The 15,907-nt window shown below is 67.9% G+C and carries 13 protein-coding genes; 3 read left to right on the top strand and 10 right to left on the bottom strand.

All coding sequences use genetic code 11. The annotated features are described in order from the left end of the window. The 6 genes from H4W27_RS09920 to H4W27_RS09945 form a co-directional block, all read right to left on the bottom strand. Positions 1-1,944, bottom strand: coding sequence for a penicillin-binding transpeptidase domain-containing protein (locus H4W27_RS09920; protein WP_192595789.1), 1,944 nt, complete (start codon positions 1,942-1,944; stop codon positions 1-3). A gap of 133 nt (positions 1,945-2,077) precedes the next feature. Next, a complete protein-coding gene (locus H4W27_RS09925; RefSeq protein ID WP_318782278.1) occupies positions 2,078-2,542 on the bottom strand; it encodes a heat shock protein transcriptional repressor HspR in 465 nt (154 codons plus the stop codon). A gap of 2 nt (positions 2,543-2,544) precedes the next feature. Next, positions 2,545-3,546: a DnaJ C-terminal domain-containing protein gene (locus H4W27_RS09930; RefSeq protein ID WP_192595790.1), complete on the bottom strand. Its 1,002-nt coding sequence runs from the start codon at positions 3,544-3,546 to the stop codon at positions 2,545-2,547. A gap of 29 nt (positions 3,547-3,575) precedes the next feature. Continuing rightward, positions 3,576-4,412: a nucleotide exchange factor GrpE gene (locus tag H4W27_RS09935; protein ID WP_192595791.1), complete on the bottom strand. Its 837-nt coding sequence runs from the start codon at positions 4,410-4,412 to the stop codon at positions 3,576-3,578. 12 nt (positions 4,413-4,424) lie between these two features. Further along, complete coding sequence (dnaK, locus tag H4W27_RS09940; protein ID WP_192595792.1) at positions 4,425-6,278, bottom strand: molecular chaperone DnaK; 1,854 nt, start codon at positions 6,276-6,278, stop codon at positions 4,425-4,427. Positions 6,279-6,677: 399 nt separating this feature from the next. Further along, positions 6,678-8,156 carry an NAD-dependent succinate-semialdehyde dehydrogenase gene (locus tag H4W27_RS09945; protein WP_225939076.1) on the bottom strand — a complete coding sequence of 493 codons (1,479 nt, stop codon included), beginning with the start codon at positions 8,154-8,156 and terminating at the stop codon, positions 6,678-6,680. Between the two features lie 280 nt (positions 8,157-8,436). Here H4W27_RS09945 and H4W27_RS09950 point away from each other — a divergent pair, with 280 nt between their 5' ends. Continuing rightward, the gene (locus tag H4W27_RS09950; RefSeq protein ID WP_192595793.1) at positions 8,437-9,735 is read left to right on the top strand and encodes an aspartate aminotransferase family protein; all 1,299 of its coding nucleotides are present in this window, start codon (positions 8,437-8,439) and stop codon (positions 9,733-9,735) included. A 103-nt stretch (positions 9,736-9,838) separates the two neighbouring features. On the opposite strand, the gene H4W27_RS09955 is transcribed toward H4W27_RS09950, so the two are convergent. Then, entirely contained in the window at positions 9,839-10,630 is a 792-nt protein-coding gene (locus H4W27_RS09955) for an SGNH/GDSL hydrolase family protein (protein WP_192595794.1), read from the bottom strand. A gap of 89 nt (positions 10,631-10,719) precedes the next feature. After that, positions 10,720-11,853 (bottom strand): glutathione S-transferase family protein, encoded by a 1,134-nt coding sequence (locus H4W27_RS09960; protein ID WP_192595795.1) that lies wholly within the window; start codon positions 11,851-11,853, stop codon positions 10,720-10,722. Positions 11,854-11,921: 68 nt separating this feature from the next. Here H4W27_RS09960 and H4W27_RS09965 point away from each other — a divergent pair, with 68 nt between their 5' ends. Further along, a complete protein-coding gene (locus tag H4W27_RS09965) occupies positions 11,922-12,749 on the top strand; it encodes an MBL fold metallo-hydrolase (protein WP_192595796.1) in 828 nt (275 codons plus the stop codon). Here the strand turns inward: H4W27_RS09965 and H4W27_RS09970 are convergent. Then, positions 12,746-13,198: a hypothetical protein gene (locus tag H4W27_RS09970; protein ID WP_192595797.1), complete on the bottom strand. Its 453-nt coding sequence runs from the start codon at positions 13,196-13,198 to the stop codon at positions 12,746-12,748. The genes H4W27_RS09965 and H4W27_RS09970 overlap by 4 nt on opposite strands. Before the next feature lie 72 nt (positions 13,199-13,270). Here H4W27_RS09970 and H4W27_RS09975 point away from each other — a divergent pair, with 72 nt between their 5' ends. Then, the gene (locus tag H4W27_RS09975) at positions 13,271-14,251 is read left to right on the top strand and encodes an SDR family NAD(P)-dependent oxidoreductase (protein WP_192595798.1); all 981 of its coding nucleotides are present in this window, start codon (positions 13,271-13,273) and stop codon (positions 14,249-14,251) included. Between the two features lie 31 nt (positions 14,252-14,282). Here H4W27_RS09975 and H4W27_RS09980 read toward each other — a convergent pair whose 3' ends face one another. Then, complete coding sequence (locus H4W27_RS09980) at positions 14,283-15,821, bottom strand: mechanosensitive ion channel family protein (RefSeq protein WP_225939077.1); 1,539 nt, start codon at positions 15,819-15,821, stop codon at positions 14,283-14,285. Positions 15,822-15,907 lie beyond the last annotated feature (86 nt).

Consider the following 15,907-nt stretch of genomic DNA (forward strand, 5'->3'; position numbering starts at 1 on the left):
CTACAGGATAGCGGAGGCCCCCTCCAGGAACTCCTGCAGCAGCGGGCCGTTGGTGGAGCCGCCGAACTCGCCCTCCTCCAGGAAGATCGCCACAGCGAGGTCCCCCTGCATCGCGATCGCCCACGTGTGGGAGTAGGCGTCGTCCCCCTCACCCCGTTCCGCGGTGCCGGTCTTGGCGTAGATGGGCTCCCCGGGGATGGCCCCCATGGACTCCAGCGAGCCGAAGTTCACGGTGTCCGTCATCAGCGTGCGCAGGTCCTCTGCCTCCTCGGCGCTGAGGCCGTCCTCCGGCGCGGCCGGTTCCGACTCGGGCACCACGAGGTGAGGCTGCACGGTCTCCCCCGCGGCGATGGATGCGGTGACCGTGGCCATGCCCAGAGGCGAAGCCTCCACATTGCCCTGGCCGAAGAGGTTCGAGGCATGCAGGTTCTGCTCGGAGTCCTGCGGGATCGATCCCATCCGGGCGGGAACGCCGATGCTGGGATCCTCGCGCAGGCCGAGGTCCATGGCCGCATCATGCACCTCAGAGGAGGTCACGTCGTCCCAGGCGTCGGCGAAGACGGTGTTGCAGGAGACCGCCACGGCGTCGCGGAAGTCGATGCTGCCGAGGTAGTTGGCCGGGAAGCCGGAGTAGTTGCCGAACTCCTGACCGTGGACGGTGGTGCGGTCGGTGCACTCCACGGAGGACTCCGGGGTCAGGCCGTCACGGAGCATGGCCAGGGCCGAGACCACCTTGAAGGTGGAGCCCGGCGCGTAGGTGGACTGGGTGGCGATCGGCACGTAGCCGCCCTCGGGGTCATGGCTGGCGGCGGCCAGGATGCCGCCGTCGGAGGGACGGATGGCCACGATGCCGGCAGCGGTGTCCTGCTCGTCTGCGATGTCCTGTGCGAGGTTCTGCAGTCGCGGAACCATCGTGGTGTCCAGGTCGTCTCCCGGCTCTGGCTCCACCGCGTACAGGGTCTCCCCCTCGAGCTGGATCTCCATGCCCGGTGTGCCGCGCAGAGTCTCCTCATAGGCGGACTGGATTCCGGAGAGGCCGACCGTGTCACCCACGGCGAGGCTCGGATCGGATTCGAGGATCTCGGCGGTCACCGGTCCCACCCGGCCCAGCAGCAGCGGAGCGAAGTCGCGGGAATCAGCCAGCGGCATCTGGTCGTAGACGGATGAGGCGCCGGGGATCGCCTCCACCTCGGTGGCGGTGACCTCGCTCTCGGCGCGGCGCAGCGTGATCGCCTCGACGAAGGCGAGCTCACCGCCGGCCACGACGGTCTCGGCATAGGCCTCAGCGTCGATGTCGACCAGCTCGGCCAGCTCCTCGGCGGAGGTTCGCAGAGTCTCCGCGTCGGCGGGCTCGCCGTCCTCGGCCAGCCGGGACTTGTCGATGCCCAGCCGCACGACGTCGCGGTTGTAGACCATGGCCCGGCCCTCGTCGTCCATGATGCGACCACGGTCCGCCCCTGTGGTCACCAGGTTCAGGGCCTCCTGGCCGCTGTAGTCCGGGAGGATGATCTCCGGCGTGCCCTCCACGGCCCAGGTCTCGGCCTCCTCGTCATAGACGAGCTCGGCGGTGGTCTCGTAGCTCCAGGTCTCGCCCTCGATGCCCAGCTCGGAGAGGTCCCAGCTGTGCTGCAGCGGGACCGTCGCGGTGACCGGGCGCGGGGAGTCCTCCCCCGGTTCATCCAGCGCGATCACCCCGGGGGTGACCGAGGGGGTGATCTCCTCGAGGTGCTCGTGAAGGTTCTCCACCGCGGAGGTCAGTGACTGCGCGTCGCCCGAGGCGAAGTCCAGCGAGGAGAAGTCCCCGGAGCTCACCGCACCGGCAAGGGACTCGGCCGCCTCGTCCACGGTCTCCGCCGGGTCAGCGCTGCAGCCGGTCATGAGCATGACGGCCGCGACTCCCAGCGCGCCGACGGCAAGGGAACGGGGAAGCTTCGAGGCAGACATGTCCTCCAGTATCCCGGGCCGACCGGCGCGGGGAAGGGAGGACTCGCAGGACAGAGGTCAGCGCGTCAGCCCAGCGCCGGCCGAGGCGCAAGCCAGCACCGGCCGAGGTGCAGGCCAGGGCCGGGATGAAGACTCAGCGGCGGCGCGGGCCGGGGTCCCAGAGGACCAGCGCCTGGGTGCTGGCCCGGGGGCGTCGGCCGCGGGCCACGGTGACGACATCGCCGTGGGGGCCGACGGCGAAGATCCGGGGCTTCGTGGAGTGCCGTTCGGATTCGCGCAGCTCGTGACGCAGCACGTCCACGGTCTCCTCGAGGACCTCGACGCGGTTCTGCAGCTCGAGGATCCTGCGGATGCCCTCGAGCGAGACGCCTTCCTGGGAGAACTGCTGGATCTGCCTGAGCTGCTCGATGTTGTACGGGGAGTACCTGCGGTGGCGTCCGCCCTGGCGGCGCGGGGTGACCAGACCGATGCGGTCGTACTGGCGAAGGGTCTGGGGGTGCATGTCCGCGAGCTCGGCCGCCACAGAGATCACGAACAGCGGCGCGTGCCGCTGGTCCGCCTCGAGCATCCGTGCGTTGAGCACTGTCCGGGCATCCATGATCACAGCACCGCCTTGGCCTCGAGGCCTTTCCGGGGATCGATGCCCCTGGTGGCTTCCGCGTAGGCCCTGACGGCTTCCAGAGCCTCGGCGGGAAGGTCCTTGGGAACCTGGACCTCCAGGGTCACCAGCATGTCGCCCGCAACTTCACGGCCCTTCTCCCGACGACGCACACCGTGGCCCTTGAGCCGCAGCACGCGCCCCGAGGCCACGCCTGCGGGAATCTTGATGTGCACCTTCTCCCCGTGGACGGTCGGGACCTGGACAGTGGTGCCCAGCGCGGCCTCGTCGAAGGCCACGGGAAGGTGAATGCGGATGTCATCGCCCTCACGTTCAAAGAACCTGTGTCCGGAGATGGCGACCTCCACGAGCAGGTCGCCGGCGCCACCCGGTCCGCGCTGACCCTTGCCCTTGACCCGGACCTTCTGCCCGGGTCTGATGCCGGGCGGGATGCGCACGTCGATCACCGTTCCGTTGGGCTCGCGGAGCCCGACAGTGGTGCCGCGGATGGAACCGGCGAAGGAGATCGTGGTCTTGGAGGTCCGGTCCGCTCCCTTGGCGGGAGCTCCACCGCCGAAGCGGCCTCCGCCGAACCCGCCGCCTCCGAATCCCCCTCCGCCGAAGAGGTCGGAGAGGTCCGGACCGCCGGGGGTCTGTCCCCCTGCGGTGCCACGGCCTGAGCCGCCGTTGAAGAGATTCCCGAAGAGGTCCTCGAAGCCGCCGCCGGCGGCGCCGCCCGGGCCCGGGCCGCCCGAGAAACGGGCACCCGAGCCCATGGCGCGCACGGCGTCGTACTGTTCGCGCTGCTTCTTGTCTCCCAGCACGGAGTGGGCCTCGGCGATGTCCTTGAACCTCTGCTCAGAGGCATCATCCCCGGGGTTCTTGTCGGGATGATGCTTCCGGGCGAGCTTCCGGTACGCCTTCTTGATGTCCTCCTCAGAGGCATCGCGGGAGACGCCGAGGATGGCATAGAAATCTTTATCGATCCAGTCCTGTGAGGCCATGGCGCCTCCCTCCTTCCTTGTCTCTCAGCTCAGTTCTCGGCGGGCCCTGAAGAGACCATCACCTGGGCCGCCCGCAGCAGGCGGTCGCCGTGGCGATAGCCGGCACGCAGCACCACGGCCACATGGTCGGCGGGGATCTCATCGTTCGGCTGGGTCATGATGGCTTCATGCTGGTTGGGATCGAAGGCCTCCCCGATCTCTCCCACCACCACCAGGCCCTGCTGCTGCAGCACCGACTCCAGCCGCGAGGCGATATGTGCGAAGGGACCGTCCTGGAGATCCCCGGCCTGGCGGGCCGAAGAGATGTCATCCAGGACCGGCATCAGCTCGGTGATGAGCTGACCCTTGGTCCGGTCGCGCTCGGTGGCGCGATCACGCTCCACCCGACGCCGGTAGTTGACGTACTCAGCCTGCAGCCGCTGCAGATCAGCCTGCAGCTCGGCCTCGCGGACAGCGTCCTCAGCAGTGTCTGCCTCGTCCTCTGATGCCATGACCGTCTCGGCGATCTCCTCCTCCTCGGTGCCGCGGAGGAACTCATCGGCTGCGTCGATGCGCTCCTCCGGCTCCGTCTCCACGCCGCCGGTGATGCCTTCATCACCGGTGACCTGCTGCAGCTCGGGCTCCTCGGCGACCCGTGGGTCGATGTCCTCGGAGGAGACGCCGGCGACCTCTTCAGCTGACACCGGATCTCCGGCGGCGCCATAGTTCTCGGCCTCGCCCTCGGCTCCGATGGTCTCGATGTCCTCGGCGTCCTCCACGGGGAGGTCCTGCAGGATCTTCTCAGCCTGGGCCAAGGGGTCCTGCACCGGGTCCTGCTCCTCCGGCTCTTCGCCGCTGGGAACCTCGGGGTTCTTATGATCTGCCATGAGTCAGACCCCTTACTTCTTCTCGGATTCGTCCTCTTCGTCGACGACCTCTGCGTCGACGATGTCCTCTTCTTCGGCCGCGGGCTCGCCGGTGCCGTCAGCGGCACCATCGGGGGCCTGCGAGTAGAGCGCCTCGCCGATCTTGACCTGGGAGGCCTGCAGCTTCTCGTACGCGGCGTTGACCTCGTCGGCGTTGTCCTCGCCCTCGAGCGCCTTCTTGAGCTCGTCGACGTCGGCCTGGACCTCAGTCTTGACCTCCTCGGGCAGCTTCTCGCCGTTGTCCTTGAGGAGCTTGTCCACCGAGTAGGCGGTGGACTCTGCAGCGTTGCGCTTCTCGGCGGCCTCGCGGCGTGCCTTGTCCTCCTCGGCGTGAGCCTCGGCGTCGGCGACCATGCGCTCGATGTCGTCCTTCTCCAGCGAGGTGCCGCCGGTGATGGTCATCGACTGCTCGGTGCCGGTGCCCTTGTCCTTGGCGGAGACGTGGACGATGCCGTTGGCGTCGATGTCGAAGGTGACCTCGACCTGAGGCACTCCGCGCGGGGCCGGAGCGATGCCGGTCAGCTCGAAGGTGCCCAGGGGCTTGTTGTCCCGGGTGAACTCGCGCTCACCCTGGAAGACCTGGACGGCCACGGAGGGCTGGTTGTCCTCGGCGGTGGAGAAGACCTCGGAGCGCTTGGTCGGGATGGCCGTGTTGCGCTCGATCAGCTTGGTCATGACTCCGCCCTTGGTCTCGATGCCCAGGGACAGCGGGGTGACGTCGATCAGCAGCACGTCCTTGCGCTCACCGGCCAGAACACCTGCCTGCAGGGCTGCGCCGACGGCGACGACCTCGTCCGGGTTCACACCCTTGTTGGCATCCTTGCCGGAGAGCTGCTTGACCAGATCGGCCACGGCCGGCATGCGGGTGGAGCCGCCGACGAGGATCACGTGATCGATCTCGGAGACCTTGACCCCGGCCTCGGTGATGACGTCGTTGAACGGCTTCTTGGTGCGGTCCAGCAGATCCGAGGTCAGGTCCTGGAACTTGGCGCGGGACAGGGTCTCGTTCACGTGCACCGGGACGCCGTCGTTCTGGGTGGCGTAGGGGATGTTGATGTTGGCGCTGGAGGTGGAGGAGAGCTCCTTCTTGGCACGCTCGGCCTCTTCCTTCAGACGCGGCACGGCGATCTTGTCCTTGGAGAGATCGACTCCCTCCTTGGACTTGACCTGCGCGACGAGCCAGTCCATGATCCGCTGGTCCCAGTCGTCGCCGCCGAGGCGGTTGTCACCTGCGGTGGAGCGGACCTGGATCGTGGAGAAATCGTCCTCGTCCTTGCCGACCTCGAGCAGGGAGACGTCGAAGGTGCCGCCGCCCAGGTCGAAGACCAGGATGAGCTCGTCCTCCTTGCCCTTATCCAGGCCGTAGGCCAGCGCCGCGGCGGTGGGCTCGTTGACGATGCGGGAGACCTTCAGCCCGGCGATCTCGCCGGCCTCCTTGGTGGCCTGACGCTCGGCGTCGTTGAAGTACGCCGGCACGGTGATGACTGCATCGGTGACGTCCTCGCCCAGGTAAGACTCGGCGTCGTGCTTGAGCTTCATCAGCGTGCGGGCGGAGATCTCCTGCGCGGTGTACTTCTTGCCGTCGATCTCGGTGGACCAGTCCGTGCCCATATGGCGCTTGACCGAAGCGATCGTGCGATCGGGGTTGGACACTGCCTGGCGGCGGGCGACCTCACCGACCAGGACCTCGCCGGACTTGGAGAAGCCGACGACCGAGGGGGTGGTGCGTGCACCCTCTGCGTTGGCGATGACGGTGGGCTCGCCACCTTCAAGAACTGTGACCACTGAGTTGGTGGTTCCGAGGTCGATACCTACTGCGCGTGACATGCGGACTCCTTTCGAGAGCTGTGTCGAGAGCTGCGTTGAGCGAACTGCACTCAAGTCTCATCCTCGTTCGACATGGTGTCAAACTGAGTTGAGTGCAGGTGACTCAACTTCTACCTCCGGTCCAACGACACCCCTGCCGAATCCATTCCCGAAGCTTCCAGCCGCCTCCCGGCGCGCAGGACCGAGCGCACCTGCCAGTCATCGCCGAGCACGACGAGGTCTGCCCGGGAGCCCGGGGCCAGAGCGTCTCGGTCGGTCAGGCCCGCCAGCCGGGCAGGGTTCGACGTGGCGGCCTGCCGTGGATCCGAAGCGACAGCGGACCCAGCTCCCCGGAGGGTCTCGGGGCACGTTCGGCGAAGAGGATCAGCTCGCGCTGACCGGTGGCAGAATCCGTTCCGCTCACATCGCGATGCCGATGAACTTGGTCTCGAGGAACTCCTCGATCCCGATGTCACCGCCCTCCCGGCCCAGCCCCGACTCCTTGATCCCGCCGAAGGGAGCGGCCGGATTGGAGACGGCCCCCTGGTTGAGGCCGACCATCCCGGATTCCACAGCCTCGGCCACGCGTATGCCGCGGCGCAGGTTCTCCGTGTAGACGTAGTTGACCAGACCGTATTCGGTGGCGTTGATCCACTCGATGACCTCCGCCTCGGTGTCGAAGGGGGTCAGTGGAGCCACGGGACCGAAGATCTCCTCCTCGCGCATCCGGGCGTTGTCCGGAATATCGGTGAGAACGGTGGGCGGGTAGAAGTAGCCGTCTCGATCCACGGGCCTGCCGCCGATCAGGATCTTGGCGCCGCCGTCCACCGCATCGGTCACCAGCGCGTCGACCTTGTCCAGCTGTGTGGCGTCGACCAGCGGACCGACGCGCACGCCGTCCTGGACGCCGCGACCCAGCGGAAGCTTCTCCATCTCGGCAGAGAGCTTCTGCGCGAACTCGTCCATGACGCTGCGGTGGACGAAGATCCTGTTGGCCGCGGTGCAGGCCTCACCCGTGTTGCGCATCTTGGCCAGCAGCGCACCCTGGACCGCGGCATCGATGTCGGCGTCCTCGAAGACCACGAAACCTGCATTGCCCCCGAGCTCCATGGAGGTCCGCAGCACATGCTGCGAGGCCTGCTCCAACAGCTTGCGGCCCACCGGCGTGGATCCGGTGAAGGAGAGCTTCCGAGCGATGCCCGAGCGGATCAGCGGCTCCATGACCTTGCCGGAGGTGGAGGTCACGAGGACGTTGACGGCCCCCGCCGGAAGGCCGGCTTCATCGAGGATGTCTGCGAGCGCCAACATCGACAGCGGGGTGAGTTCGGCGGGCTTGATCACCGAGGTGCAGCCTGCGGCGATCGCCGGCCCGAGCTTCCGGGTGCCCATCGCGAGCGGAAAGTTCCAGGGAGTGATCAGGATGGAAGGTCCGACGGGCTGCTTCGCCACGAGGAAGCGCGCATTGCCGGTGGGCGCGGTCTGGTAGCCCCCGCTGATCCGCGTCGCCTCCTCGGCGAAGTGCCGAAAGAACTCGGCGGCATAGGCGACCTCGGCATGGGAGTCGGTCAGCGGCTTGCCCATCTCCAGGGTCATGAGCAGTGCAAGGTCGTCCTTGCGCTCGTGCATCAGCTCGAAGGCGCGCATGAGGATGTTCGCGCGCTCTCGCGGGGCCATGGCGGCCAGATTCGGCTGGGCGGCCTCGGCCGCCTTCAGCGCATCCCAGCCGTCCTGCGCCGAGGCATCCGCGACCATGCAGAGTCGCCTTCCGGTGGAGGGATCGATGACCTCGAGGGTGGACTGACCTTCGGCGTCGACCCACTTCCCATCGATGAACAGCTGCTTGGGCACAGCCTCGATCAGGCTGGACTCGCGTTCTGCGGTGATGGTCTGTTCTGCCATGTGTCCTCCTCGAAAGGGTGTCCCGGTCGCAGGGCCTGCGCGCTCAGCCTACGCCGCTGCCATTGCGCCGACCATGCCCCGGCCATGCCTCGGCCATGCACGGACACCACGCCCGGGCCTTCCCGTTGACCGGCGCGGGCGGTCCGGGGTGGACGGGCGGGCCGGGGCGGGCGGGCGGGCGGGGCGGGCGGTCCGGTCACGCGCCGCACTGGTCATGTGCCGCCAAGGGCGCTAGCCTGGGCCGGACACCAGATTGTCAACAATCCGAAAGGTATACCCGATGGCGACCCTCTCACCACTCTTGAAGCAGGCGACTCCCCTGGTGGCGACCCGGGGCGAGGGCGTATGGCTCTATGACGAGTCAGGACAGCCCCACCTGGACTTCACCGCAGGAATCGGTGTGACCAGCACGGGCCACTGCCACCCGCGGGTGGTCGCGGCCGCTCAGGAGCAGGTGGGCCAGCTCATCCACGGTCAGTACACGACGATCATGCATCAGCCGCTGCTGACGCTCAGCGAGCGTCTCTCCGAGGTGCTCCCCGCGGGCCTGGACTCGGTCTTCTTCTCCAACTCAGGCTCAGAGGCCGCCGAGGCCGCGCTGCGGCTTGCTCGACAGGCCACGGGGCGGCCCAACATCGTGGTCTTCCAGGGCGGATTCCACGGCCGGACGGTGGCGGCTGCCTCGATGACCACCTCGGGCACGAAGTTCCGGGCGGGGTTCAGCCCGCTGATGTCCGGTGTGATGGTGTCGCCGTTCCCGAATCCCAGCCACTACCGCGAGTACGGCTGGGACCAGGAGCAGGCCACAGACTTCGCGCTCAGGGAGCTCGACCTGCTGCTGCAGACACAGTCCAGTCCGGCGGACACTGCCGCGTTCATGGTGGAGCCGGTGCTGGGAGAGGGCGGCTACGTGCCCGGCAACGAGCGATTCTTCGCCGGCCTGCGCGAACGGGCGGACCGGCACGGCATCCTGCTGATCATCGACGAGGTGCAGACCGGATTCGGGCGCACGGGCAGATTCTGGGGACACGACCACTTCAGCCCGGCAGGCGGACCCGCCCTCGCGGACATCATGATGTTCGCCAAGGGAATCGCCTCCGGCTTCCCCATCTCCGGGATCGCCGCCTCCTCCGAGCTCATGGCGAAGGCCTGGCCAGGTTCACAGGGAGGGACCTACGGGGCCAACGCGGTGGCCTGCGCCGCGGCGGTCGCGACGCTGGACGTGATTGCGGAGGAGAAGCTCGTGGAGAACTCGGCCGCCCGCGGCGAGCAGCTCCGCGCCGGACTGCGCCACGTCGCTTCCACGGTCAATGAGGCAGTCGGCACCGCGCGCATCGCCGAGGTGCGCGGTCTGGGCCTCATGGTGGGCAACGAGTTCCGCGACGCCGACGGCGCACCTGATCCGGCCACGGCGATGGCCGCCCAGCAGGAGGCCGCCAGGCGCGGACTGCTGCTGCTGATCTGCGGCTCCTGGGGCGAGGTCGTCCGGTTCATTCCGGCGCTGGTGGTCTCGGAATCTGAGGTCGACCAGGCGGTGGCCCTGTGGTCTGAAGCTGTGACCGCCGTCGTCGCCGGCTGAGGCGCCGGGTCTCGGCCGGCTGAGGCGCCGGGTCTCGGCCGGCTGAGGCGCCGGGTCTCGGCCAGCTGAGGCGCCGGGTCTCGGGCGGCTCAGGCGCTGCCGGTCACCAGACCCGGGAGGTCAGTCGCGGGTACTTCGGCGACATGTCATCTCCGGAGGAGGTGCGGGTCACCCGGCGCTTCAGCCAGGGGTAGAAGTAGTCCCTGGTCCAGGTCAGCTCGCTCCGGAGGCGCTCCGGCAGGGAGACCGGCGGTGAATCCTCCACCTCCGGGTCCCCGATCTCGTCCTTCTCGCCGAGCACCTTGAGGACCTCCTTGGCCATGAGCATATGACCGGCGATCCCCAGGTGCATGCGGTCCACGTCCCAGTAGCGCCAGTCCTGGAACTGCCGCATGTGCCAGAAGTCCACGAGGTCGAGCTCGAAATCGGCGGCGATCTTGCGCACATGCTCGTTGTAGATCGCGGTCCGCCCGCGGGTGGCCTTGAACAGCGGAGCCTGTCCGGAGTCGAATCCGGTGAAGAGGACCACCCGGGCGCCGGTGCTCATGAGCTTCTCGACGCCCCAGCGGTAGCGCTCCATGAGCGCATCCACGTTCACAGTGGGCCGCAGGATGTCATTGCCGCCCGCGTAGATGGTGACGAGGGTGGGCTGGAGTCCGACGGCGGGGTCCAGCTGCTCGTCGAAGACCTGCTCGAGCTTCTTGCCGCGCACGGCGAGGTTCGCATAGCCCCAGGAGGAGTCATTGGACATCAGCTGTCCGGCCACCCGATCGGCCCAGCCGCGCACCCCGTTGGGGCTTGACGGATCGATGTCCGCCATCCCTTCGGTGAACGAGTCCCCCATCGCGACGAATCGCTTCTGAAAAGGACCGTCAAGCTGATCTGATGCGGACATTGAGCCCTCCCCTTCGCATGCCGCTGTGCTTCTCTCACCCGCAACCCTACCGGTGGGCGCAGAAGTACTGAACCCGGCGGCGACGAGGGCTAGCGGTTGAGCGGGTTCGCCCCGGGAGGCCGCTCCGCCTCGGCGAGCGGGCCGGGTGCGGATCCCTGGCCGAAGGCCGAGCCGCCGAGGCTCTCCCGGCCATGCCCGCTGAGCCAGTTCGACAGATCCGGTCCGGCGGGGACGATCTGGGTCGGGTTGATGTCCTCATGGACCTCGTAATAGTGCCGCTTGATCTGATCGAAGTCCACAGTGTCCCCGAAGCCGGGGGTCTGGAACAGATCCCGGGCGTAGGCCCACAGGTTGGGCATCTCGGAGAGCTTGTTGCGGTTGCACTTGAAATGGCCGTGATAGACCGGGTCGAAGCGGACCAGGGTGGTGAAGAGCCGGACATCCGCCTCGGTGATGTGCTCGCCCATCAGGTACCTGCTCGTGGCGAGCCGCTCCTCCAGCCAGTCCAGCGCGGTGAAAAGGCGCGCATACGCGTCCTCATAGGCGCTCTGCGAACCGGCGAAGCCCGCCCGATAGACGCCGTTGTTGACCTCGGTGAAGATCCGCTTGATCACCGGCAGCATCTCCTGGATCTTCTCCTCCGGGAGCAGGTCCGGCGCGCCCTCGCGGTGATGGGCGCGCCACTGTGTGGAGAGGTCGAAGGTCAGCTGAGGATAGTTGTTCGTGACGACCCCGCCCGAGGACACGTCCACCAGCGCCGGCACCGTGATTCCCCGCGGGTAGTCCGGGAAGCGGGCGAAGTAGTTCTCCTGCAGCCGTTCGGTGCCCAGCACCGGGTCGCGTCCGCCCTCGTCCAGATCGAACGTCCAGGAGCGGGCGTCATGGGTGGGACCCGGGGTGCCCAGGGAGATGGCGTCCTCCAGTCCGAGCAGGCGGCGGACGATGATCGAGCGGTGCGCCCACGGGCACGCGCGGGCGGCCACCAGGCGATAGCGCCCCGGTTCCACCTGCCAGGCCTGACCCCCTTCGGTGAGTCCCAGCGCTCGCGGGTCTCCGATGGAGGAGGAGTCCTCCTGCGGGGCGGCACGCACCGCCTCCGGATCCGCGACGACCCTGTCCTCGATGTAGTTGGTGTCCCGGGTGAACTCTCCACCGGTCACATAGGCACCTCTGGTGGAATGTTCGCTGCCTGCAGTCGTCGCTGGTTCGCTGTTCTCGGCCATGGTCCAAGCCTACGCGTCCGCGTGGGAGCTCATCGGTTGATCTGGGTCTGCCTCGGTACGCTGGGATCATGCCTGAGCCCAGCTCCGTGAAGCGGATCACCTGCAACAATCCGTCCCCCATGACTCTGCAGGGGACCAACACCTATGTCCTGGGAGCCGGGGAGGGCGCGCCGGTGGTCATCGTGGATCCTGGACCGGCTGGTCACCCGGAACATCTGGCGCAGGTGCGCGCCGTCGTCGGACCTCGTCCGGTGACTCAGATCCTGGTCACACATCGTCACGCTGACCACACCGGAGCTGCGGCGAGCTTCAGCGAGGCTTTCGCGGCTCCGGTCCGCGGGCACAGTCCGGAGCAGTGTCTGGGCACCGGCACCGAAGAAGCGGCACCGCTGACGCCTGGGGAGGAGATCGCTCTGGAGGGTCTGCGTCTGAGCGTGCTGCACACTCCGGGGCACACCTCGGATTCGCTGTGCTTCTGGATCCAGTCAGGTTCACTGCCGCAGGGGCAGGCGATGCTCACCGGAGACACGCTCCTGGGTGAGGGGACCACGATGCTGGACCATCCTGACGGGACCCTCACGGACTACCTGCGCAGCCTCGAGACGCTTCGCGGCTTCGGCGGGGCGCGGATGCTGCCCGCCCATGGACCTGAACAGCCCAGCGTGGCCGAGGTCGCCGAGCGGTATCTGACCCACCGCCTCCAGCGGCTGGACCAGGTGCGCGCGCTGCTGCGCGAGACCGACTCCGACGCCGGGCGGATCAGCGCCGCCGAGCTCGGCGGGCTCATCTACGGGCAGCGGAGCGGTCTGCCGGCCGGCATCACCACCAAGATCGCCGCCGCCCAGCTGGGGCACCTCGAGCACCTCGGTGAGCTCGACCCTCCCCGTTCGAGTTAGAATGGGCGCTTGACCGGGTCACCCTCGGTCCAGGTGATCGACTCCACGGTGATCCCCTCTGCGTTGAAGTAGTCCACCAGCGCGGAGGCGGCCGAGTTCAGCCGGGTGAACGCATCAGAGTTCGCGCTGCCCGACCCGTCAGCGGCATAGAAGGTCAGCGCCAGTGCGCGTCGCCCGCGATCGTCGAGAACCTCGTGCTTCGCCACGGAGAGCTGACCGTCGGTGACGCCCACCACCGGCAGACCCTCGAGGTCTTCACGGAAGGGGTCCATGAAGCCGGTGAGCTCCTCCACCGCGTCGTCCACGGAGATCAGGTCCCCGGCCACGATCTGGGCCCTGAGCACCGCCCATTCGTCGGCGGCCAGCGGTGCGGGGCCCCACGCAGCACGTCTTTTCCAGCGCAATGATCCTCCTGGTGTGTCCAGCGTCTCAGCGGCGGATCCGGGCATCTCCGGAGAGTCTGGGTAGAGCCTGAACAATACTGGACCCGCTGCACATCTGCGCACTCTAGGATAGCCAGCATGAGCAACCACACGGCTGTCATCACCGGTTCCACCGCAGGCCTCGGCGCAGCCTTCGCGCGCCAGCTGGCCGCGCAGGGGTACGACCTGGTCCTGGTGGCGCGGGACGGCGATCGACTGCGGATGCAGGCGGAATCGATGTCCTCCCAGTACGGCGTGGGCACGTCGGTGATCGTGGCGGACCTGGTGACGGACGACGGCGTGGCGGCCGTTCAGGAGCGCCTGGCCGACCGCACACACCCGGTGCACCTGCTGGTGAACAACGCGGGGCACGGGCTGGCCGCTGACTTCATCGATTCTGAGCTTGAGGACGAGCGCAGGCTGCTGCGGCTGCACGTGCAGACCACGCTCGAGCTCTCCCACACCGCGGCCAGTGCCATGGCACGGCGGCGCGGCGGGCGCATCATCAACGTGGCATCCGTGGCGGGGTACACGCCGACCGGGACCTATTCGGCGGCCAAGGCCTGGGTGATCAACTTCTCCAAGGGGCTGCACAACCAGCTGCGCTCACGCGGGGTGACGGTGACGGCGCTGGTGCCGGGCCTGGTGCGGACCGAGTTCCACCAGCGATCCGGCATCAGGATCAAGTCCGCCAAGCGATGGATGTGGTTGGAGGCCGATGATGTGGTGCGTGAGGCGCTGACCGCCAATGCCCAGGGTGCGGCCATCTGCGTTCCGGCTCGGAGCTACCAGATGCTCACCGCGGGTCTGCGGTTCATGCCCGATTCCATGGTGCAGTGGGCCATGGAGAAGCGCACCGGCGGCTCCGAGCAGGCTGGGCTCGAGCAGGGCGGGTCCGAGGCGGATCCGACCATGCAGCACGGCGCCCCGGGCACGGCGGAGTATGGCACCTCTGCGGACGGCACGGCCGAACCCACCACCGAGGCGATCAACACGGTGGACGCCTATAAGGCGGCGAAGGCCAAGAGCACGGCGAAGGCCGGCAGAGGTCGCGACACGCCCCCTCCGCCGCCGGCCTGATCCTCGCGAGCAGCGGCAGGCTGAGCGTGACTCAGCGGGGCCGGTCCTCTGTGCGCGGACGGGCTGGCTCTCCGGGTCGACGCGTGGCGGCCGCGCCGAAGGTCTCCTCGTCCTCCTGCTCGGGTGACACATCCTCGGCATAGGCCGTGCCGTCGTTCTCGAGCTCGCTGCGGTCTTCCTGACGCTCGAGCCGCTCACGGTAAGCTCCCGCTCCCGGCCCGGAGAATTCACGATTGCGCTGGACAGCGGCGATCGACCCGGTGAAGATCGATGCGCCCTCCCCGGCGTGCGCCACCGGCTGTGAGTCCGCTGCGGCGTCGACGGCCCCCACCTGACCGGTGCGCACCGACTCCGGGGCCTTCGAGAGCGCCTCTTCATTGCTGAGCAGCATGCGCTGGGTGAGCACCGCGTAGGGATGTTCCGCGCGGAGGTAGTTCACCAGGTCCTCGCGGATCAGACAGCGCAGATCCCAGAGCTCCCCGGAGTTTCGCGCCGAGACCACGACCCGGGCCTTGACCATGCCGCCGACCGCCTCCGTGACCTGGAGGGAGTAGTCCCGGCCGTCCCAGAGCTCGGCGGAGTCCAGCAGACGCTTCAGTCGGGCGCGCAGCGGGTCCATCGGAACGCGCCAGTCCACGTCGAGCTCCACTGTGCCGAGGATCTCGGTGCCCACCCGGGTCCAGTTCTCGAACGGGGTGGCGACGAAGTAGCTGGAGGGATAGATGAAGCGGCGCTCATCCCAGGACTTGATCACCACGGCGGTCAGCGTGATGTCCTCGACCGAGCCGAAGTTGCCCTCCATCACGACCACGTCGCCGGCGCGGATGGAATCGGTGAAGGCCAGCTGGATGCCGGCGAAGACGTTGGTCAGCACTGACTGCATGGCCAGCCCGACCACCACCGAGGCCACGCCGGCCGAGGCCAGCAGCCCCGCACCGAGCGCGCGGACCTGGGGAATCATGAGCAGGATCGCGGCCACCGCCATCGTGATGATCACCGCAGTCAGGATCCGCCGGATCAGGGAGACCTGTGTGGAGAGTCGGCGGCCGCGCCGGTCGTCCACGTCCAGCTCCCCGTCCACGTATCCGATGTATTTCGACTGGATCATGGCCTCGGCGATCCGCACGATCCGCAGTGCCCACCAGGCGAGGCAGACGACCACCGCCACGAGGAGGACGAAGGACACCGGTTGGAGCCACTCGGCCTCGTCCACGACGATCCCCAGCGTGAGCCGCGCGCCGATGAGCACCAGTGTGATGAACAGCGGCGTGCGGGTGCGGTTCACCGCATGCTTCACGTGCTCGTTGTTCCGGAAGAACTGCTTGAGCACCATCGAGGAGGCGATCGTGACCACCAGTGCGATCACCACGGCGATGGTCAGACCCGTGATGATCCCGAAGAAGGGACCCTGCTGGGAGATCAGGCTCTCGAGTCCCTCCGGCACGCTCTCTTCGACGATCTGGTCGACTCCATCGGTGGGCTCTGGATCACTCGGGACGGTCCGGGGCGACGCGTCTGCCGAGAGCACTGCGGAGAAATCCATGCGGGAGAAGACCATGGCCAGCATCATGCCACGCCCTTCTGAATGGGCACTGAGATGCTCCGGCGAGTCCGGTGTGTGGGCTCTCGCGTCACGAAGTGGGCAGGAATGCACGC

It is taken from the genome of Nesterenkonia lutea (assembly GCF_014873955.1).
GTDB classification, from domain to species: Bacteria; Actinomycetota; Actinomycetes; order Actinomycetales; family Micrococcaceae; genus Nesterenkonia; species Nesterenkonia lutea.